16 protein-coding genes are annotated in these 21026 nt (G+C 43.6%); 9 read left to right on the top strand and 7 right to left on the bottom strand.

The features are described from left to right. Positions 1-162: 162 nt before the first annotated feature. The gene (locus VEA_RS17430; protein WP_006741126.1) at positions 163-1401 is read left to right on the top strand and encodes an NRAMP family divalent metal transporter; all 1239 of its coding nucleotides are present in this window, start codon (positions 163-165) and stop codon (positions 1399-1401) included. Between the two features lie 46 nt (positions 1402-1447). On the opposite strand, the gene VEA_RS17425 is transcribed toward VEA_RS17430, so the two are convergent. Then, positions 1448-2413 carry a TDT family transporter gene (locus VEA_RS17425; RefSeq protein ID WP_081442399.1) on the bottom strand — a complete coding sequence of 322 codons (966 nt, stop codon included), beginning with the start codon at positions 2411-2413 and terminating at the stop codon, positions 1448-1450. A 243-nt stretch (positions 2414-2656) separates the two neighbouring features. Continuing rightward, complete coding sequence (clcA, locus tag VEA_RS17420; RefSeq protein WP_005396086.1) at positions 2657-4060, bottom strand: H(+)/Cl(-) exchange transporter ClcA; 1404 nt, start codon at positions 4058-4060, stop codon at positions 2657-2659. 590 nt (positions 4061-4650) lie between these two features. Between clcA and VEA_RS17415 the strand changes: the two genes are divergently transcribed. Next, positions 4651-5130, top strand: coding sequence for a hypothetical protein (locus VEA_RS17415; protein ID WP_006741124.1), 480 nt, complete (start codon positions 4651-4653; stop codon positions 5128-5130). Here VEA_RS17415 and VEA_RS17410 read toward each other — a convergent pair. Beyond that, positions 5111-5524, bottom strand: coding sequence for a helix-turn-helix domain-containing protein (locus VEA_RS17410; RefSeq protein ID WP_006741123.1), 414 nt, complete (start codon positions 5522-5524; stop codon positions 5111-5113). The genes VEA_RS17415 and VEA_RS17410 overlap by 20 nt on opposite strands. 95 nt (positions 5525-5619) lie before the next feature. Between VEA_RS17410 and VEA_RS17405 the strand changes: the two genes are divergently transcribed. The 5 genes from VEA_RS17405 to VEA_RS17385 all read left to right on the top strand — a co-directional run bounded on the left by VEA_RS17405 (position 5620) and on the right by VEA_RS17385 (position 11445). After that, positions 5620-6528, top strand: a complete 909-nt coding sequence (locus tag VEA_RS17405; RefSeq protein WP_006741122.1) for an aldo/keto reductase — start codon at positions 5620-5622, stop codon at positions 6526-6528. Positions 6529-6894: 366 nt separating this feature from the next. After that, positions 6895-7899, top strand: a complete 1005-nt coding sequence (locus VEA_RS17400; protein WP_006741121.1) for a response regulator — start codon at positions 6895-6897, stop codon at positions 7897-7899. Continuing rightward, positions 7899-8336 (top strand): PAS domain-containing protein, encoded by a 438-nt coding sequence (locus VEA_RS17395; protein WP_005396081.1) that lies wholly within the window; start codon positions 7899-7901, stop codon positions 8334-8336. The genes VEA_RS17400 and VEA_RS17395 overlap by 1 nt, the downstream gene beginning before the upstream one ends. 86 nt (positions 8337-8422) lie before the next feature. After that, complete coding sequence (locus tag VEA_RS17390; protein WP_006741120.1) at positions 8423-9964, top strand: NAD(P)H-hydrate dehydratase; 1542 nt, start codon at positions 8423-8425, stop codon at positions 9962-9964. Between the two features lie 437 nt (positions 9965-10401). After that, a complete protein-coding gene (locus VEA_RS17385) occupies positions 10402-11445 on the top strand; it encodes a GMP reductase (protein WP_005396079.1) in 1044 nt (347 codons plus the stop codon). A 249-nt stretch (positions 11446-11694) separates the two neighbouring features. On the opposite strand, the gene VEA_RS17380 is transcribed toward VEA_RS17385, so the two are convergent. The 3 genes from VEA_RS17380 to VEA_RS17370 form a co-directional block, all read right to left on the bottom strand. Beyond that, positions 11695-12990: a linear amide C-N hydrolase gene (locus tag VEA_RS17380; RefSeq protein WP_244265469.1), complete on the bottom strand. Its 1296-nt coding sequence runs from the start codon at positions 12988-12990 to the stop codon at positions 11695-11697. Between the two features lie 465 nt (positions 12991-13455). Then, positions 13456-13782 (bottom strand): hypothetical protein, encoded by a 327-nt coding sequence (locus VEA_RS17375; protein WP_041853081.1) that lies wholly within the window; start codon positions 13780-13782, stop codon positions 13456-13458. An 87-nt stretch (positions 13783-13869) separates the two neighbouring features. Then, positions 13870-15561 (bottom strand): FAD-binding oxidoreductase, encoded by a 1692-nt coding sequence (locus VEA_RS17370; RefSeq protein ID WP_006741118.1) that lies wholly within the window; start codon positions 15559-15561, stop codon positions 13870-13872. A gap of 283 nt (positions 15562-15844) precedes the next feature. Here VEA_RS17370 and VEA_RS17365 point away from each other — a divergent pair, with 283 nt between their 5' ends. Further along, on the top strand, positions 15845-16318 hold the full coding sequence (locus VEA_RS17365) for a DUF1842 domain-containing protein (protein ID WP_006741117.1): 474 nt from the start codon (positions 15845-15847) through the stop codon (positions 16316-16318). A gap of 134 nt (positions 16319-16452) precedes the next feature. On the opposite strand, the gene VEA_RS17360 is transcribed toward VEA_RS17365, so the two are convergent. After that, on the bottom strand, positions 16453-19134 hold the full coding sequence (locus VEA_RS17360) for an ATP-binding protein (protein WP_230198167.1): 2682 nt from the start codon (positions 19132-19134) through the stop codon (positions 16453-16455). A gap of 1361 nt (positions 19135-20495) precedes the next feature. Between VEA_RS17360 and VEA_RS17355 the strand changes: the two genes are divergently transcribed. Then, entirely contained in the window at positions 20496-20915 is a 420-nt protein-coding gene (locus tag VEA_RS17355; protein ID WP_006741115.1) for a hypothetical protein, read from the top strand. Positions 20916-21026: the final 111 nt, after the last annotated feature.

Raw genomic sequence — 21026 nt, 5'->3', positions numbered from 1 at the left:
TATTGACAGTCACATTCGTTGCTCTTAATATATGCGCCCAATGAACGACTACAACTTGTAATCGTTTGTTTTAAAAAGAGATATTTCTCTAAGTTCAGCTGATCTCGGTCAGTTGTCTTTCTTTTTTCTAATAATAGAAAGACAACAAATTTGGGACTCGGCATGACTACACAAAGCACTATCAGCACCTCCTCTATTTCAGCTCCAGTTACAGAAAGCAGTTGGCAAAAGAAAGCCATGCTCAGTGTCGCTTTTTTGATGGCGACAACCTCTGTGGGTCCCGGCTTTTTAACTCAAACCGCAGTCTTCACAAATATCTACAAAGTCGACATGGCATTTCCAGTTTTGGCTTCCATTTTTATCACGTTTGGTATTGTGATGAACTTGTGGCGTATTGTCGGCGTTTCTGGCATGCGAATCCAAGACATTGCGAACAAAGTGGCACCCGGCATGGGTTATGGTGTTGGTATTCTCCTTGCGCTTGGTGCAGTGGCGTTTAACTTTGGCAACGTGAGTGGCGCAGCGTTAGGCATCAATGTGCTAACGGGCGTGGACACAACATGGGGCGCACTGTTTACCGGTGTCGTTGGCTGTTTGTTGTTTGTGGTTCATAACGCCTCCAAACGAATGGACCAAATGGCCCGCTACCTTGGCTTGTTCATGATCGTTCTGATCGCATACGTGGCTATGACGAGCTTACCTCCGATGGGAGAGACACTAAGTGCAGCGGTGATGCCTATGGATGTTGGTAGTTTGCTTCTGCCTACGTTGACTATCGTTGGCGGCGCAGTTGGCGGTTACTACACGGGTGCACAACGCCTAGTAGACATCGGCTTGAAAGGCAAAGAGAACGTGCCTTCCATCACCTCAACAGCGTGGGCTGGTATTTCTATTGCGGTGGTTATTCGAATCCTACTGTTTTTGGCAGTGTTTGGCGTTATCGCGACAGGCGCAACGCTGGATACGGCTAACCCTGCGGCGGATGCTTTCCGTCAAGGTGCTGGCCAGCTTGGTTACTTCATCTTTGGCTTAGTACTGTTTGTAGCTTCCATCACGTCTGTGGTTGGCAACTCTTACATGGCTATCTCATTAATTAAGACGCTTTTCCCAGTTGTGGCGCGAAACGAGAAAGCGTGGTGTGTTGGTTTCATTATCCTAACCTCGCTAGGCACGGTAACCATGGACATGCCAATTCTTCTTTTGATGCTAGCGGGCCTAGTGAACAGCATTATTCTTCCTATCGTTTTGGGCACTGTATTGGTTGCGACAAAACGCAAAGATATCGTCGGTGACTACCAACACCCAATGTACTTAACGCTAACTGGAGCAGCGATTGTTATCGTAATGGCGGCATCGAGTTTGACTAACATTGGGAACTTCATGGCGAAGTTTGCGGGTTGATGTCTTATTGATAGAGATAAACAGCGGCCTCAGATGAGGCCGTTTTTTAAGCTTGTTTAGAGGGCGACTTAACGATTTCTGGCCAATACATTTTGATGTAACCTGCCGATACCCAAACCACCAACACAGTCGCAATGCTGAGCTCTAAAAAGCCAAAATCGTGTAGCCAATGCCAACGTGGGTGCGCTTCGGCAAAAAAGGAGGTTAAGCGGTGCATCGCAATGGCACTGATCACGGAAGGAAAGGTTACCGCCGCGATAGAAGGTTGAAACTTCAATCGAAGTAAGCGGAAGTAACACAGGTAGATCAATAACGTCATTGTGATAGCAATCCCTGCTAATGCGCCCGTCAGTATCGGATCGGGAAGGGGAAAGTTCACCAAGTATGCCGCCAATGACAAGTTTACCGGTGCGGCCATAATTGCGAGGGTCGGCCTGGCTCGTCTCGGTAGAGATCCGAAAAACACCAAACGATAGAGCACCAGCGGTAACATAAAGAAATAAATGCCAATGCACATCATCGCTAAGGTTTCAGAGAATAGGTTGTGACCCAATTGGGAGCCTGCTAATGAGCTGCTGATCAGTCCCACTGGATAGAGAAACCAACTAGGTACGATATTCGACATTTTGAAGTTCATTAGCTGAAAGCTAAAAAACAGTACCATCATAGTAAAATGCAGCAAAAGTGCCATAAACCAGAGTGGATAAGCAATGATTGGCGCTACAGAAGCAAGATAATCTGCAAGGATCAGTAACGCCATACTCATGGGTGCCATTAAGCTACCGCTCAATGGGTGACGAATGTCGACCATAAATAATCGTGGATTCGTGGCATATTTTATCAGCACAGGGGCGAGTAAAAGCGCGCCGAGTGACGCTAAAAATGGGCGTATTGGTTCACCAATTTCAGGGACATAGAGTGCCCAAGCTTGTCCTAAACCTATCATACCTAGCGCTAACGCGGCTTGAGACGGCGGAACGCTATAAAACTGCACAAGTCTTCTCCAGTTCAAATCTACTCCATTTGATTTTTGCCTGAATGAAACGAAACGTGATGATTTGGATGAAATGCTCTATTTGAGTAGCGAATACTAGCAAGTTTAGAGAGTGCTTACTCATGAAAGGTGGTGAGGAAATATCAGAGAATGGTATTTTTGTGAGTTTGGTATCGAATATTTGGGAAAGGATGTAAAAATGTAGAGTTTATCGCTCCAAACCCTTCGATAGTTTGGAGCGAAATAATAACAAAGCGAGAATTATGTCGACTGGTTTTCAGGAAGATCCTGCTGACGTAACTTATCGTTTTTGATTGTACGATGTAGCAACTGGCTGTAAATCGGTTGTCCGCCAAACAACTGAGCAATAATCACGGCACCTAAACAAGTAATGATAAGTGGTAGAATTAAGTAGTAGTTATTGGTCATTTCAATCACCAACAAAATGCCCGTGATCGGTGCGCGTACCGTTGCAGCAAACAGGGCCCCCATGCCCGCAATAGCAAATACGCCAGGTTCGATATCAAGCGTAGGAAGCAACACATCAGCACTCGCTCCGAATGCATAGCCAAACAAGGTCCCCAGAGCAAGCATCGGTGCAAAGATACCACCCGGCGCACCAGAGCCAAAGCATAGCAACGTCGTGATGACGCGACCAAAGAAAAGCAGAACTAAAACGGATACCGAGTAGTTGCCATTGGTAATATCAGGAATAAGGCCGATGCCACCGCCAGTTAGCTGTGGCACGTATAAGAGAAGCAGACCAAAAATGCCACCAAGTAGTGAACCCACGATTAAATAGCGTTTACGATCGTTTTTGTGAATTGCGACAAAACTGTCTTGTGCCACGGTAATCAATTTATTGAAGATCACTCCGAATACGCCAAACAATGCGCCAAGCAATAAAAATAACCAAAGGGACTGAAGCTCTGGAGAGTGATATTGCGGCATTGTGATGACAGCGTCTTGCCCGTTGATGGCGCGAAACACAATGTTGGCCATAATAGCAGAGATGATCACCGCGCGAATTGAGATCAGAGAATAGCGAAATTGAGGTCGCATTTCCTCCACAACGAACATAATGCCAGCGAGTGGGGCATTAAAGGCGGCAGCCAAACCACCAGCGGCACCTGAAGCGAGTAGGGAATGACGAGTATCGTCATCTTTCACACGGAAAATATCGGTCACCATTCGACCAACTGCGCCGCCCATTTGCACCGTTGGGCCTTCGCGACCAAGTACCATTCCGGAGCCAAGTGCACCCATGCCGCCGAAGAATTTAACAGGTAGAACTCGCCACCAACGTACTGGACGAATGTTGTCCATCGCGCCTTCTATTTCTGGTATGCCTGATCCCGCTGCCTCTGGAGCAAAGCGGTGAACAAGAAAGTAACCAACAAAAGCAAGTAGAGCACTGATCAGTACAGCAGCAAGCCAAAGAGGAAGTACGCTACCGATTTCGCTTCTTAGCCATTCGGTACGGGTTTCAGAAACAAAATGAACCGCAAGTTCGAAGTAAGTGCCGACAAAACCAGCTAGTGTGCCAACGATTGCGGCCATAATCAGGACAGAAAATGGTGTGGACCCTCGAGAGACAAACTGGTTAATCGCATCTTTCGGTACGTGCGCTAACACAGATTTCACAATTCTCTCTCGTTTGGTCATTAACAAGTTCTCCTATTGCTGGTGGAAGGGACGCGAGAAAGTATACGCTTCGCAGAGTCTAGACCTAATCAATAAAGATGCAATTTAGCTTTTCACTATTGAGTGTTCGAAGTGTCGCGATATCATTCATTCACCAAGACTGTGCTATTGCTCTCATAATTTGGGATAAAAAACTTGTTTTTTGAGCAAAATGAACCATGCTTTAGGTGTAAAGCAACATGACTGCTTCAGAAGGAGGGATGTGAGGTTTTACACACAATTTGGATGGATTCAAACCCTACGGTAAGTCCTCGTTTTATGTTCGGGATGCATCAATAGACATCTCCGATTCGCACACTCACGATTGAGTAACGAGGTAGAGGCGCACGCAAATGTGCGCCTTCTTAATTTCTGCTGTACGACTTTCCGCACTACTTGCCACTATTTTTATCTTGAACAATTTCTACTAGTCGGTAATGTCTGGGGTCGATGTTAATCAACCAGAGTAATTCATGCGCTTTTATCCTCGAGTCCTGTTTTCTTTATGTTGTTTTTCGGTAACGTTTCCAGCATTTTCAACCCAGAGTTGGTGGCAGGACACGTTGTCTGCAATGCCGTACTCCAATTTAAAAGAGCGTATAGAAACAAAGGGAAGCTGGTATCGCTGTGACGTGCAGCAGCAAGATGCTTCAACGTATTTCAGCACATTTTGTTTGGACGATTTTTCGTACTATCAGCAGCATCTGTATGGTGAAGTTGTTTTGGGAAAGGACAGTGCTCTGTTCTCTTTTTTGACCGAATATCAATGGCAAAGTCTCAATGACTTAATCCTCAATTTAAGAAAAGACGGGTTGGTTTTACGTAGTATAACTATCGGACAAGAGCACTATGACGTCGTTGAAGCGCTGGAAAAGAAATCTTCTGAGCTTGTCGATAAAGAAGTTATCTTGTTGATAAACCGCTATCCGCAAGAAACGATTCGAAGCTTACTTTGGGTAAAGCCGGACGAGTTTGCGACGCCATCACCGTCTTTAAATGTGGAATTGCACAGCGATGGCGAAATTATCGATGTTAAAGTGACTCGTTTTTAGATTCTTTATGGAGAGATAGGAAGGTCGCCATCGCAGACTCGTCTAAAAATCCATCCGATTTTTTGTGCGCACGCAGGTATTGATAGCCAGCGATGAGATTCCGGTGCAGTTCTTCTGCCTCATCTGGCAACGGCTGATTCATAACGTGTTGAAATGCAAGTTTGTACGCATCCATATCTACGACTTCAGCGCGGCGATATAAATAACCACATCCGGTCGCTAACCATTCAAGAGAGCAGTTGGCTCGCATCGCAATTTGATTTGCTTTCGTTAGGCTAGGTTCACTGCCTTTTAAATATTTGCGTATTAAAGCTTCAGACACATCAACGCGTCGTGCAAATCCGCTGATGCTTTCTTCTCCGATCAAGGTGGCTAGGCGTTGGGCAAAAGACATATTTCGTACTCCAGTTCGAATTGCCAAAGTTTACCCGTTGAGCCGATGTGAAAACAAGACTACGATGAATGCAGATCAATTGAAGGAGAAAAACCATGGTTGCAAAAGTTGTAACTGCACCAAAAGGACCTGAGTTCTCAGAACTGGTTCAAGGATATTGGCGTGCAGTTGATTGGGGCATGACTGCTCAAGAGCGCTTGTCATTCCTCAAGCAACATATTGAGTTAGGCATTACCACGGTCGATCACGCAGACATATACGGTAATTACGAGTGTGAGAAGTTGTTTGGTGAAGCACTTGCTCTCGATAAGAGCGTGCGAGAGCAGGTTCAAATCGTCACAAAGTGTGATATCAATCTGTGTGGAGATAAAACACCAGAGCGTAAGATCAATCACTACGATACGAGTTCCGCTCACATCTACCAATCGGTGAATAACTCGCTTGAGCGTTTGAATGTGGACGAAATCGATGTGCTTTTAATCCATCGCCCTGACGTGTTAATGGATGCCGATGAAGTGGCTGAAGCATTCTCAGAGCTACACAAAGTGGGTAAAGTGAAGCACTTTGGTGTATCTAACTTTACTCCACGTCAGTTTGAATTGTTGCAATCCCGTTTAGGTAAGCCTCTTGTGACTAACCAAGTGGAAATCAACCCGCTTAATTTTGAAGTTGCACATGATGGAACGCTTGATCAAATGCAAATGCTGCGTACGCGCCCAATGGCTTGGTCTTGCTTCGGTGGAGGCTCTATCTTCAGTGGTGACAGTGAGCAAGCCGTTCGTGTTCGCAACGAATTAGAAGCGATTCGCGAAGAAGTGGGCGCGACTAGCATTGACCAAGTGATTTACGCTTGGGTACGCCGTTTGCCATCTAACCCAATTCCAATCATTGGCTCTGGTAAGATTGAGCGTGTGCAAACGGCAGTAAATGCGCTGAGTATCGAATTGACTCGAGAGCAATGGTATCGCGTATGGGTGGCTTCGAAAGGTCACGGTGTGCCATAGAAGTGACACGTTATTGATGAATACATTATTCAAGGCACCCTATGAAAGGGTGCTTTTTTATTGCTACGTGATACCGATTTCCCCAGCACTCATACTGAGCGGATAGAGTGTAAGTAAAAACGGATTTTTAATTTAAAATGCAACTTTGTGCTTATTTTTAATGGAGGCGTTTTATCCATGTTTGTTTCATGTCACTAAACAGCGAATGGGATGTTTGCTTTTTCGCCATTTTGTTCACTCATCCATTCATATTGCGTATGCTTATTGAATAAAAAAGAAATAAAAACTCGTCAGTTTTCTCGTATTACATGCTGTAACAATCTGTTAGACTCCGGCGCAGATTGTGGAATATAAAAAGGTGATTGAATGTCTTTTCCCGTACTCATCTGTGATGATTCAGCGTTAGCACGCAAACAGATGGCGAGATCACTACCAGCCACATTGAATGCCGATATTACGTTTGCTATCCACGGAAAAAATGCGCTAGAAGAACTCGAAAAGAACGAGTTTAAATTGATGTTTCTTGATTTGACCATGCCAGAAATGGATGGCTTTGAAACACTAGAAAACATGCAGCGGTTAGGGAATACAACTCCGGTGGTTGTGGTGTCGGGGGATATCCAACCTAAAGCGAAAGAGCGCGTGTTCGCACTGGGTGCAAAAGCGTTTATTCAAAAACCGATCGCCAAAGATGAACTCAAGAATGCGCTTAAAGAGTTGGTTGAGCCAGAGCCTCGTCCTCAAATTATCACGCCTGTTTCTATTGAGTTACCGATTTTACGTCGTCGCGATATTTATATGGAAGTGGCGAACGTCTCTATTGGTCGAGCCGCAGATGCATTGGCGCGTCATTTTGATGTGTTTGTGCAATTACCGCTCCCGAACGTTAATATCTTCGAAGTGAGTGAACTACACATGGCTCTCCGTGACTTAGCGTCGCATGATAACGTATCGGGCGTTTGTCAGGGCTTTTGTGGCGAAGGTATTGCGGGTGAAGCGCTGGTGATTTTGAGCGATTCGAGCGTATCGGATCTCAAGAAGTTGATGAAAGTGCCAGCTGATAGCGACGAACTGGAAGAGCTTGAGCTGCTCATGGATATTTCCAATATCTTGGTGGGGTCATTCTTAAATGGCTTGGGCGAACAATCTGAAGTGCGATTCTTCCAAAGCCCTCCAGTGCTTCTTGGTCAGCATATATCAATTGATTCGATCATTGAGTCTACGACGGGCGCATTCAGCCGCACCATGACATTCGAGGTGAGCTACAACATTGAGGGAACGTCAATCCGTTGTGATTTATTGTTTATGTTCGTCGATGAATCTTTGCCGCTGCTCGATAACAAACTGTCATATCTAATGGAGGAGTTCTAATGTTGAATATGCCAGCAGAGTTTGAACAATTCCATTGGATGGTCGACATGGTGCAAAACGTCGACATGGGGCTCGTCGTCATTGACCGAGATTATAATGTGCAAGTGTGGAATGGGTTTATGACTCATCACAGTGGTTTGCAATCTCATGATGCAATTGGTCGTTCTATCTTTGATATCTTCCCTGAAATCCCGCAGGAATGGTTTAAGTTAAAAACAAAGCCCGTGTATGATTTAGGTTGCCGCAGCTTTATTACGTGGCGCCAGCGTCCTTACTTGTTCCGTTGCCGTAACGTACGCCCTGTTACTCAGCAAGCGGAGTTTATGTACCAGAACGTTACGCTGAACCCCATGCGTACCCCGACTGGGAAAATCAATTCGTTGTTTTTATCTATACAAGACGCGACGGCTGAAGCATTGATGTCTCAGAGTCAGTAGCGATAAAAAACTTTCTCAAAAGCCAAGGTTCGCCTTGGCTTTTTTGTATACTTATAATTGTGTTTCCTAATGCGCAGAACGTGAAGATGGACTTTAATCTCGCCCTAAAACTCTACACCGCAGAACAAGTAAAAAACGGTGAAACGCTGGCAGCGCAAATGGCTGGTGTTTCTATGTATAGCCTAATGCAACGCGCAGGTATGGCTGTGTATGAGCGTTTTTTACACTTATATCCCAAATCAAAAAATATCTTAGTCATTTGTGGCAAAGGGAATAATGGTGGTGACGGATACGTATTTGCCTCGCTTGCTAAACAAGCGCAACTCAATGTACAGGTTTTCCAACTTGGTGATGTGACTGCGCTCAAAGGTGATGCTTTACGCGCATATCAAGATTGGCAGTCCATCGATGGTGTTAACAATGATTGGGATGAGTGGAATACCGCATTGCTAGAAGCCGATGTGATCATTGATGCCATGTTAGGCACTGGTCTAAGTGGTGAGGTTCGTTCGGAGTACCGTCGCTACATTGAGCAAATCAATCAAATTCACACCCCAGTGATTGCAGTCGATATTCCTTCCGGGTTGTGTGCAAATACAGGTGCTATTTTAGGCGATGCCATTCATGCTGAGCATACTGTAACCTTCATTGGTGTTAAGCAAGGCTTGTGCACCGGACAAGCGAGAGATCGAGTTGGTGAACTCCACTTTTGTGGGTTGGGTGTAAATGTTGAGTTTGCTTCTATCGAAGTAGAAAGTGCACTAGGTATTGATCATCAGGTTGTTTCAAGGTTAATGCCCAAGCCAAACCCGACAGCACACAAAGGTGACAATGGCAAACTACTTTGTGTCGGTGGTAACCAAGGTATGTCAGGAGCGATTCGTTTATGCTCCTCCGCAGCGGTTAGATCCGGAGCGGGTTTAACTGCCGCAATTACTCACCCGAGTAGCCTTGTTCCGCTACAGATTGGCTGCCCAGAAGTAATGAGCCAAAGCATCACCGCCGACTTACTCAGGGATACTGAGAATGACTTAACCAAACGCATTCGCTGGGCTGAAGTATTGGTGTTTGGTCCAGGTTTTGGTGATGATGAGTGGGCTTATCAAGCCTATCAATATCTGGCTCAAGAACAGAAACCTAAAGTTGTTGATGCTGATGGGCTCAATATTCTAGCGATGCTAAGCCAACGATGTGATGGCACTTTGGTGTGCGACAACCAGCGAGTGATCACGCCGCATCCTGGAGAGGCAGCTCGACTATTAAATGTGACCACTCAACAAATAGAAAATGACCGATATTCTGCTGCAAGACAACTGCAAGAGCGTTATGGCGGTGTGGTGGTTTTAAAAGGTGCGGGAACGCTTATTTACGATGGAACGAGAATGTACGTCTGCCTAGCGGGTAACGCCGGAATGGCGACGGGCGGAATGGGAGATGTGCTATCTGGTGTTATTGGTGCGTTGCTAGCTAAAGGGTTACCCATTTCCGTTGCGGCACGTTTAGGTGTGGTACTCCACAGTCATGCTGCGGATATAAACGTGAGTCAGCATGGTCAAGTTGGTCTTTTGGCAAGTGATGTTATAGGCACACTTCGTACCGCTATTACTCAACAAATCGATAGGACGTAGCTAGATCTCGCCCATCACTATGAAAAAATGATCGATTTTTTTGGAGTACTTTTTCCGAATTAGCAGCGCATCTTAGTATTAGGTGATTGAGTTTTAGGCAGATTTGAGAGGTGATGCGTTTTCATTTTAAAGGTATGACGCAAAGGTTTGCGCAATAGGTTAACTTAAACGTTTTCTTAAGTTGTTGATAATTATAAATAATGAGAAAAAATAACGACTTGAGGAGTGTTTTTGATATGCGATTATCAAGATGGTATCACAAAAAAAATTCAAATATCAGACTTGTAGGAAATAAATCACAGCCTATAATGCTGAAAACCGGAGCGTCTGCCAACGCTCCGGTTTTTTTGTGTCCGAAGAACAGTGAACTCGTCTGCCAACGAAATCACTACGCACTCTGAGATGACACATATACATATGAATCAAGGAATTACACAATGCGTATCGAACAAGAACTTAAGTTAGGTTTTAAAGATGTACTGTTTCGCCCGAAACGTTCTACCCTTAAGAGCCGTTCTCAAGTAAATTTAACCCGCGATTTTACATTCAAGCATAGTGGTCGTCAATGGTCTGGTGTGCCTGTAATCGCAGCAAACATGGATTCGGTTGGTAGCTTTGCAATGGCTAAAGCGCTAGCTGAGCATGGTGTAATGACTGCTGTTCACAAACATTACACGGTAGAAGATTGGGCTGAGTTTGCTAAATCAGCTGATAAAGCAACCCTGAATAACGTAATGGTGTCTACGGGAACATCTGACGCAGACTTCCAAAAAACCAAAGATATTATGGCGCTTTCAGATGAATTTATTTTCATCTGTATCGACATTGCAAATGGTTACTCAGAGCATTTAGTCGAGTATGTTGAACGCGTGCGAGCAGAGTTCCCAGACAAGGTGATTTCTGCGGGTAACGTGGTTACTGGTGATATGTGTGAAGAGTTGATCCTCGCTGGTGCAGACATCGTGAAAGTAGGCATTGGCCCTGGCTCAGTTTGTACAACTCGTGTAAAAACGGGTGTTGGTTACCCGCAGCTTTCTGCAATCATCGAGTGTGGCGATGCAGCGCACGGCCTTGGTGGCATGATCATCGGTGACGGCGGTTGCTCATGCGCAGGTGATGTATCCAAAGCATTCGGCGGCGGTGCGGACTTTGTTATGCTAGGCGGCATGTTAGCGGGCCACGAAGAGTCAGGCGGCGAAGTGATCGAGAAAGACGGCGAGAAGTTCATGAAGTTCTATGGAATGTCGTCGAAGAGCGCGATGGAGAAGCACTCAGGTGGTGTTGCTGGTTACCGCGCAGCCGAAGGCAAAACCGTGTTATTGCCATACCGTGGCAGCGTTCACGGCACTATTCAAGACATCCTTGGTGGCGTTCGCTCAACTTGTACATACGTGGGTGCAGCAAAGCTTAAAGAGCTAACCAAGCGTACTACATTCATCCGCGTTCAAGAACAAGAGAACAACGTGTTCGGTAAAGAGTAAATCGACTGAATGTAACAAGTGTAAAAGTAACCATACGTTATATCTATAGCGGATAAAACTATACTATATGCAGCTATGAGCCAGAGTGAGATTGATTTCTTACTCTGGCTTTTTTATTAGCTTTATAGCGATTATCTTGTTTAGTTCCAGATAAATTAAGAATAGTGAATTTAGCAGTTTGTCTTTTAAAAGCCCCGCTTAGAAAGCGGGGCTTTTTGCTTCTCATTTGTTTGCGCTTCAAAATTAACTCTAAGCGATTTTAATAGTTGGTCGAGATTCGACTTGTTCAAACGGTAATGATGTTGTAACTGGCATGAGCTGTAAAACGCTTGAAATCTGACAGTCTCTATTTAATCCAATATAGTCTTTGACATTGGCTACTCGCCAAGTCATGTCTCCGTAAGTACGCAGATAGAACGCGGGTGACTGATGACTGTTATGTCTAATAACGCTCCATTGGGTGATATCACTAAAAAAGACTTCAGGGTTATCGGATGTCTCAAACTCATTCGCCATGATGCCCAAAGGTATATCAACGCGATTAAGTAGCTTTTGTCCGAGTGAGAAGGCCTCGTCGAAGTTAGTTGGTTGTTCGCTTAACTGCTTAATTGCATAAGTTTGTACAAATCGAGACGGCGGTGTTGGGTCGGCGGGTAGGCCCATCAAGCCAGCGCCATTGATTGATTGAAGTGGGCCAGGCACTTGGACATGACGTTGCATGGCTACTTCATTGTTCGGTTCTGGGTTGTAGTTGCGCAAATTGGAAAAATAAGAGAGGTGATTGACATGCCAATGGTAATTTGGGCAGTTAGTCATTACTCCTACGTAGGAGTGGTCCACAACCACTTTATAATCATCAAAGTCATATTCGGTACATTGATAGCGTGCTTGCTGATTTTCCTCTTTGCTGAACATATCGCTTTCTTTAAATGCTCGATAGATATGCATATTACCGTTAAGAAACTCAATGACTGCACTGTCATTATTTGCATCGTGAATCACGAAATGCTGGTCCAACGTCATGTTTTCACTCTCTTTTTCACCAGTTGAAATGGTCGAGTTAAACACGTAAACGGGGTGAGTAGTGAAGTACTTCACCATCTCGTCCACAGTATTAAACGTAGACAAGATAAAAGTACCAAACAGGCCGCTGCCTAATGCAAAGGCATCATCAGGGATGTGAGAGGTCGATACATTTTGATTGAGAATGGGCAAGTACAGTGACCCAACAGAAAGGCCGGATTCATTAATGCCATCAGCTGTTAAAAGAGGGTTATTATATCGGGTAATGCCGTTGCAGTGGATGAAGCTTAATTTTCCCTTCCAACTTGCTTTAAACTCACATTCTTTACTGTGACGTTGTGGCGGCTGACCATTAAAAACACGGTCGGCTTTTTCGTCGGAAGTAAAGGTCGTAATTTGGTAAGTTTGTTGGGCTCTAAACCAAATCTCGGTCTGAAGGTTAACTGCAAACTCCATGGTTCTAGCGGATAAGGTTTGGTTGTTGCAACCATAATTGATATTCACATCTGTACACATAGCCATGCTTTCCGTTGTTTATTTTGAATGATGCATATCCAAGAAACTCTCTGAATCAAATGCTTAGAGATTACGTGGATATAGAATAATTGCGCTTTAATAATGGTTTTAGCCATTGAGATAAGCGCATGCTATTAAGTTAAGCATTCAATCAAAAAACGTCAGTAGCAGTTTAGTATCAGTTGATAGAGTTAAAATAAAAAGTGATGTATTAAGTAAAACTCTTTGATCTTAGAACTCAATAATATATTTATTTTTTCAATCTTGGTTACTCTAGATTTAAAGTTGATTTTAAAAGTGATTTGTATTGATTCGATTATCTTGCAGTGGTGATATAAAGTGAGAACATAAAGTTAACAATTTCAGATTGTGATTGAAAATGGGGAGGGTTTTCAATCCAAATACCGAGAAATGAAACTGCCCGAGAAGTTGTGCAACTGTCTCGGGCGAAGTGATGAATCGGGTAAGCGGCTATAAAGTTTTCTCACAAGAACCGCTAAGTGGTGGAGATATTTTTAAATTATCATTAAAGATTTCCACAGCGACGGGGCCTTTATTTTCGCCTTTTGCATAGTATGCACAGGACTTGTCCCCAGTATAGGTTTCACCTGCCTTTTTGAAACTGTAGTACCAGGAGTCATGGGTAGCGGCACCGGATTCAAAACTAGCAGATTCAGATTGTTCGCCAGTATTCAAGTCGAAACGGACTTCCATTTCCGGAGAGTCTTTAAATCTCACATATCCGGTGATTCTATCTCTGGAGTTATTTTTAACGTAAAATGCCCCCTTAGTTGCCATGATTTTTCCTCTTTTTTAATTTCTATACGTGATAGAACGGCCAAATGACGGTCTGTAAATATATGCTTTTTAAGATGCATATTGATGTTAAATGATGGTCTTATTAGTTCTAAGATGATTAAACTTATCCTTAGCGTATTTTTCTTTTATACCGATTAAGTCGCGGTAGCTTCGATCAAAATAAACGCTTGTCGGAATTGCCGGATCTTTAAAGCTGATGAAGGCACCATAGGTTCCCGGTATATCAGCTTCTCTGGCTTTATCAATCCAGTCCATGGCTCTGTTTACATCAACAAGTACTGGGTTATTTTGTAGTTCTAGTTTTTGCTTTATCTCTTCATTCCACCAAGTTTGGTATTGGACTGTATATTGACACTGGCGGTAGGGGAAAGATATGTCTTCAAGGTCGTCTGAGTGATGATAAAAGCCACCAGTGATCGCACCTAAGGTTACGTAACTAAATAGCCCTTGATCGCGGTTTTCTGGCTTTATCAAAGGCGAAGTTAAGCTTTGCAAAAGTGCAGTATAGCCTTCTGCTTTAAGACCTCGCTCTGACACCAATCGCGAAGTGATTTTGTGAGGTGCTGGGGCGTCATAATCTGGAGGGAAAGGAGAACCGCTTTGACACAAAGAATCGCGCCCCCATGTGCTCATCAGGGAGTGATCGTATTTCTTCCCGTCAAAATCAGTACCATGTGCTTCATAGACTTGAACTAAATCAGGGGAGCAGGCGCTAAATTGAACGGCTATAAATTGGTCAAGATCTTGCACTGTTCCTTCCCAGTAACCGTACATAGTGCAGTGATGGCTGATGGTTTCGAGATCACAGTGGTTAGATGATTCAGGCAGAGCATCAATTTGCAAGTTGGTGCCAAGAAGTTTAGGCGTATCGAGGCTTTTTATAGCCTGCTCCCAATTTTTTAGCACATCTATGGTAGGGTGCGTTGGTATTGGCTGAAGCATACCGTTGATTTTTGGATAGAGGTTCCACTGAAGCTCGAAGCGGTGGATCTCTTTGGGTAAAGGGAATGTTTTTACGCGTAGCTCGGTAACAATGCCATAACTCATGCCTCCGCCGCCTCTTAGTGCCCAAAATAGGTGAGGGTTGGACTCTGCTGAGACTTCTGTGATCGTACCATCACCCAATACCACGGTTGCACTCACTAGGTGCTCACAACACATGCCGTATTTTCGCGTCCAAGGGCCCCATCCTCCGCCTTGAATATAGCCAGTCAACCCAACTGTGGCACAGGTTCCATGTGCAATCATTCGATCATGCTCTGCAAGTTTTGGTGTCAGTTGATAGAAGCGATAGCCAGCACCAATGGTGGCAATATTTTCACACAATTGAAAGGTCTTAATTCTGCTCACGTCAATCAAAATAACGTTGTCACCACTGCATTCACCTGCGTGATCATGCCCTCCTGAGCGAACACGAATCGGGAGACTGAATCGAGTTGCTGTTAGATAGGCTTGCTGAACTTCTTGCGTACTTTCGCACATGACAATGACAAAGGGTTGGTGTTGATAGCGAGTGTTGAAGATGAGTGACTCGACTTGATATTGGTTCAAACCGGGAACCGGTGAAACCGTGTTTTCAAGAGGTGTCAGTAGTCGCTCTTTAGGAAAACCGCATTTATCCATTTTCTGAATAAACAGTTTGGCATTATTGATTGAGATTGAGTACGCGTTAAGTACAGCGAGGCGTTGTATTTGAGGGTTAGGGTGCTGTTCTACCACTTGGTTTTCTTTAGTTCCCTGCATCCATTCTTGTTCCATTATTTTTTCCATTTGGCTTATGTATTGAATAGTTGTTTAAATATTAACTCGAATGCATATGTTCGCCATATCAGTTTGGTATCAGTTGTTCTGTACAAATCGCCAAAAGCATCAGCGAGAGAGCAATAATATCTGGTTGATGAAAAGAACGAGCGGCATCTGCGTGACCGTAGATAATTTATGTAGTCAAGTAGATCTGAGCCTAAAGTGATACTGAACTTAAATGACGTGTTATCTACATTGAATGGGTCACTAACGACAATAAATTCAGTTGGAGAACACAATGAAAATGGAATCAAAAGAATCACAAGCAATTTTTACTGCTCATTATCAAATTGGTAACGGCTTACCTGGAGGAGTGAACTTCGATGTTAATCTACTCGTGGCCAGCGAAGACAAATCAATAGTGGGTAAAGGACATATCTTCCAGGCCATTAACCCACCGTTAAATGTGGTGTCTGATCTCAATGGCAGTTTCAACTATCAATGCACGATGCGTGATTGTCATATCATGGTGACGTTGCAGGGCTACCAGCCTTACCTAGGCATTGCTCCTCTAGGAGCAGATCTTCACAACGTAACGCTCAACATCCTACTTAATGATGATTGGAAGTCAGGCGTGGCATTCTATCGATATAAAAATAGTTCAGGTAAATGGGTTGAAGTAGCAAATCAACGCGTTACTCTACTTTTACCTGAGCATGTTCCTAGCATCGAAAACTTTAAGGTGGAGCAAAGTGAGCATGCGCCAGCATAAATCTAATCAGCGATGACACTGTGCCAAAACACAGATATTCGATGGTTTCGAATATCTGTGTTTGACGAGGTAAATCGAGCAAACAAGATGATTTGACAGTGCAATTAGTCGACTTTCTTCGTTTATTGAATATTTCATGGTTGAGTAGATGTGAAGAGCCAATGGTCGAGCTCATCAACACTTATTTGAGCCTGGTTCAGTTGATGCTTACGCGCGGCCTGATTGAAGTTTAACAACTCAGAGACGGAGCTGGACTGGTCGAGTAAGGCAAGCATCAGATTCGCTTGTTCAATATAAAAATCACCCCATGGATGCGGATCTTCTCGGGTGAAGTTAGCAAGCTTATCGCGATATTTTCGAAGTAGCGTAGGCTGCTTATACTGCCACGCTACTTGGATTCCTTGTTGGTAAAAGCGTAAATAGTTATGACCAACACAGGTAGATTCTAGCCAAGCCTCACCAGTGCGCAAAGCGGAGAGGGCCGTTGATTCATCGCCACAAACAAGTGCCTTGGTAGATACGAGCCAAGGACCAATAAAATTGTGTAGCTTATTGATATGAACAAGATCTAGAGCCGTGTCGATGTCCGAAAGGGCTTTCTCCTCTTTTCCCTGATACCAGTGCAATCTTGCACTGGACTCCAAAAGAAAAGCGACAAATCGATGAGCATTAAGCTGTTTTGAAAGTTGCAGAGCGGTCGAGATTTCGTTTTCAGCTTGCACCAATACATTACGGTCGAGAAAGATCCATGCTGCCGTAAGCCTGGAAACAATTTCTGCTCGGCGGTTTGCCGTGAGATAGGCAAGATTCGAGGCATGCTGAGCCTGTTTTAGTGCTTCGTCAGATTGCAGTTGATAGATCATCACTGTTGCCAGCATGTAGCGATTGGCAGTTTCAATCGAAAGCAACTGATGCTCTTCACACAGCTGCAAACACTCGGTTAAGTGCTCGTATGAGCGGGCCATTTTCCCTTGTGCGTAGGCACAATCACCGAGGCCGCCAAGCGATTTCGCTTTCGCGCGAAAACAGTTTGCTCGTTGACTGTAATCTAATGCAAGCAAATGTTCTTTCTCACATTCGTCTAGCTGCCCAGTAGGGAACAGCATATTACCTCTCATCGAGTGAATTTCACACAAAGATTTATTTAACGTCAGCCTTTCGCACAGGACTTGGGCCTGGTCTAAAATCGACATCGCTTGTACAAAGTTGTCGGTTAAGCGATAGGGGTTAATGAGGTCTAAATAGTATTGAACACGTTCAGGATCATTTTCTGTGTGATGAATCGCTTGCTCAAGGACCTCAATACTCTCTTTGATGCGTCCCATCGAATACAGGCAGTTTCCTTTCATATTTAGTGCATACGCCATCTGTTCTTTAGGTGACTCTTTAATAGCGTACTCAATAAGTGTCAGTGCTTTTTCAAACTGATAATTACTCAGGTAATGTTTGGCGGTCTGTTCAAGAACAGTAAATACACCTTCGACCTTGGCATGATTAATATGGACGGCATATAAGAATCGATCTCGGTTCTCATACCATTTTGCACAGGCCATGTGTATTTTTGAACACTGTGACTTGTCTATTTGACGGAAAACAGCATTGCAAATCAAATCATGATGGAAAAGGTATTGATCGCCATTGAGTTTTACTAAGCCAGCGTCGACTAACTTATCTGGTACGTAGCCGGGAATTCGAGTGATTTCACGCAGTTGCTCCAGTTGAAAGCACTGCCCCAACACAGAGGCAGTACAGAGTGCTTGGCGATCTTGGGCTGGAAGTTGAGCTAATTGTATCGAAACTAAATGCTCCAATGACTCCGGAACGTCTTTATCAAACTGAGAGCAAAGCAGTGTTTGGCGCAAGTATAAAGGATGGCCTTTCGCAAGCTTTATACAGTCATTGATATGTTCATTCTGTTGGCATGTGATTGAGCAAGCTAACTCGTAAGACTCTTCAGATGATAACTCCCTAAGTTCGATTAGATTCACGTTGGTAAACCAAGATTGTTTGGAACTAAGTCGTTTTTGCTGCCTAAACGTCAGAAAGAGCAAAATATTGGTGTTTGTAATATGAGGTAGCAGTGTCTCAAGAAATGCCAACATTACCTCGTCGGCCCAATGGACATCTTCAACAATTATCAAATGCGGTTTGCTGGTCTGCCGTTGTTGAATTAAGAAAGGGATAGATTGCTCTATCGTTTGTTTCAGCGTTTGGAACTCCATTAAGTTCAGCAACTGCTTTTCTGATTCGTTGAGTGCTACCCCCATTAACCAATAAAGGCAGAGGTGGAAAGAAGACGGAATTGATGACTCGACAGTTTGCTGACGAATAGAATCATCGGTATCTTCACGAGTAAATGAACAAATTGCCCGAGTGAATATATTTTGAGGGGACAAGAGATCAGCACTACCATGATTCAGGATTTGAATCTCTGTGGTTAAACACGAGGATCGATTCAAAGACGCAATGACCTGGTTGAGTAGGCTGGTCTTTCCTATCCCTGCGGTACCAGTAATACAATACGTTTGGCCTGCTTCTTGTTTTTGCCATCGCTTGATTCCGCTATTTAATGTTTCTAGTTCAAGTTTACGCCCTACAAAACAGTCAGTATGGCTTTGGTGTAAGGATACAAGATGCCAGTTGTTGAAGTCTGGCTCTCCTGTTAGAAACGGTTTTATTGGTCTGGCACAATTGGACGAGATAAAGCAAGGACAAGCAGCTATTTCTCCCCAAGGGATTTTAACTAGGATTTCATTGATTGGGGTTATCGCATTCGGATGTTCCGATAGCTCAGTGACTCGATGCTTGTATTTCACATTGATAAAAGACCGAATCGAAGCCGAAAGAGCAACCTGTAATTGAAGGGCTAGTTGTCGAATTCGTTCAAAAACATATTCGTCCGATTCCTGTATAGACCAAGTAAGAACAAACGTCCGGTTTTGTATTATGGGTGTAGTGTTTTGGCTGAAAAGTAATGTTTGCAGAGTCTTTACGGTCAAATCACACTTTGCTTCGATTGCAAAAATAAAAAAATATGGTGGTGATGAAGACACATTTGTAAGTAATGGTTCTGAGGCGCGATCTATTAAGAGGTCCTCTACGGGGACAGAAAAGTATTCCGCGAGATTGGATGCGGTACGATACAGCACATTCGCCCCAGACTCTGCTCGCTTTATGGAAGCAATAGATACGACAAAACCCTGTTGAAAGCATTCTTCCGCCAGTCTTTCTTGGCTCAGTCCTAATTTCTTTCTCAGTTCTTTGAGTCGTAATACGTTGAGTGGAATTCTTCCATCCCTATTTGCCATATTTCACTCCGTTGTAACGTATAGCTTTTCCCAGTAAACCTGAATCGATTGGATATGTTGAGTGAATAAATTTATCTTATTTCACTACATATAATACTAGTAGTTAAAATGTTATATACGAAAATGAAATGGGCATTTTAATCTTCAAACTACCTCAATTCATTGTTGTATTAGTGGTGTTTTTGTTATTAATAATTTTGATAATTATTGTTGTGAATTCATGTTTTTCTTAATAAGTTTTTTGAAATATCTTTAAGTGTATATCTTTTAAAAGATTGCACACCTTCAACTTATATTGGACTGCATTGAACTTTAACAATTAAACTCTTTAATTTTAGAGATATAAATTGATAATCTTATTTTTAGTGTTTTTTTTATTCCTATTCTGGCGAGTTAGGTTTTTCTAGTCTATAAATTAAATATCGGCACTTTCTAAATAACTTCCGATAAAAATAATTTTAATTTCAATATTATAAATAGTTGGCTTTATACAATGGATATTGGCTTTTTCTGCCTGTTAAAAGGATTTCATATTACACCACACTTTAATGCCGCGCTTACCTCTATCAAGGTGACTGCGTGGCTGCCACATGTCAAACGATCTTGTTATAGAGGGGATTGGCAAGCGCTTGCTTTAGAAGAATCCTATCGAAAGGCCTATTACCCTAACTATTTACTACTCTCTGAATTTCCAGAATTGGAACTGTTTTTATCTCAATTTTGCTGCCCAATTTTGTCAGTACGGTTTATGAAATTAGAGCCGTGAGCTCAGATATTATAACGCCGAGCTTATGGCGTATGTTTTTCTCAAGTACAGGCGTGTTTACATCATTAACAACTGCTACAGCGGCAATTGAGGTTCATGAATTATGCAAAAGGGCTCACCTATAGAATTCTATCAGCAACGTCCTCAATCTCGTGAGACGGTCGGTGTTGAAGAAGTGCAGCAACAAACTCAACAGTTTGGTTTTGCTGAACCCGAAATGGATGAGCTGCTTAAGTACTCATTACGGACTCAACTTGAGGCTATGCTCCAAAACCAACTCAGCACGGCTGAACGCCAACGGCAACTGAAAGAGAGTTTCGCTGCGGCAGTTGAGCTCGTATTGAAGGAGACGAAAGTTGAGCACCTAACACTGGTGCAAGCCTTTCAGAGCATGTATGGCAACGCTTGCCAATCTCTTTCTCTGGCTAAACTCACTCAAGAGGAACTGACCCGACAGTACATTTCCACATCTGGGCTGGACGCTGGGATGTCATTGCTTCAGCACGCTTCAGCCTGCGAGTAAAGAAATATATCAATACGGCTCTTTGCGGCATTAATGAAGCCCGTAACGGTATTTAGTAATGCGAGATTGGAAAGTTTTAACCAACCACACCAATTACGTTATGGGTTGGTT

The sequence above is a fragment of the Vibrio antiquarius genome (genome assembly GCF_000024825.1).
GTDB lineage: Bacteria > Pseudomonadota > Gammaproteobacteria > Enterobacterales > Vibrionaceae > Vibrio > Vibrio diabolicus.
Note: the sequence above shows the minus strand (reverse complement) of the source record. Positions and strands in the feature narration are given on the sequence as shown.

Excerpts from the sequence above, each read along its gene's own strand:
- VEA_RS17415 (WP_006741124.1), top strand. The coding sequence starts at position 4,651 with ATGCCGTACTCCAATTTAAAAGAGCGTATAGAAACAAAGGGAAGCTGG.
- VEA_RS17395 (WP_005396081.1), top strand. The coding sequence starts at position 7,899 with ATGTTGAATATGCCAGCAGAGTTTGAACAATTCCATTGGATGGTCGAC.
- VEA_RS17385 (WP_005396079.1), top strand. The coding sequence starts at position 10,402 with ATGCGTATCGAACAAGAACTTAAGTTAGGTTTTAAAGATGTACTGTTT.
- VEA_RS17390 (WP_006741120.1), top strand. The coding sequence starts at position 8,423 with ATGGACTTTAATCTCGCCCTAAAACTCTACACCGCAGAACAAGTAAAA.
- VEA_RS17365 (WP_006741117.1), top strand. The coding sequence starts at position 15,845 with ATGAAAATGGAATCAAAAGAATCACAAGCAATTTTTACTGCTCATTAT.
- VEA_RS17375 (WP_041853081.1), bottom strand. The coding sequence starts at position 13,782 with ATGGCAACTAAGGGGGCATTTTACGTTAAAAATAACTCCAGAGATAGA.
- VEA_RS17370 (WP_006741118.1), bottom strand. The coding sequence starts at position 15,561 with ATGGAACAAGAATGGATGCAGGGAACTAAAGAAAACCAAGTGGTAGAA.
- VEA_RS17430 (WP_006741126.1), top strand. The coding sequence starts at position 163 with ATGACTACACAAAGCACTATCAGCACCTCCTCTATTTCAGCTCCAGTT.
- VEA_RS17380 (WP_244265469.1), bottom strand. The coding sequence starts at position 12,990 with ATGGCTATGTGTACAGATGTGAATATCAATTATGGTTGCAACAACCAA.
- VEA_RS17355 (WP_006741115.1), top strand. The coding sequence starts at position 20,496 with ATGCAAAAGGGCTCACCTATAGAATTCTATCAGCAACGTCCTCAATCT.
- clcA (WP_005396086.1), bottom strand. The coding sequence starts at position 4,060 with ATGACCAAACGAGAGAGAATTGTGAAATCTGTGTTAGCGCACGTACCG.
- VEA_RS17405 (WP_006741122.1), top strand. The coding sequence starts at position 5,620 with ATGGTTGCAAAAGTTGTAACTGCACCAAAAGGACCTGAGTTCTCAGAA.
- VEA_RS17400 (WP_006741121.1), top strand. The coding sequence starts at position 6,895 with ATGTCTTTTCCCGTACTCATCTGTGATGATTCAGCGTTAGCACGCAAA.
- VEA_RS17410 (WP_006741123.1), bottom strand. The coding sequence starts at position 5,524 with ATGTCTTTTGCCCAACGCCTAGCCACCTTGATCGGAGAAGAAAGCATC.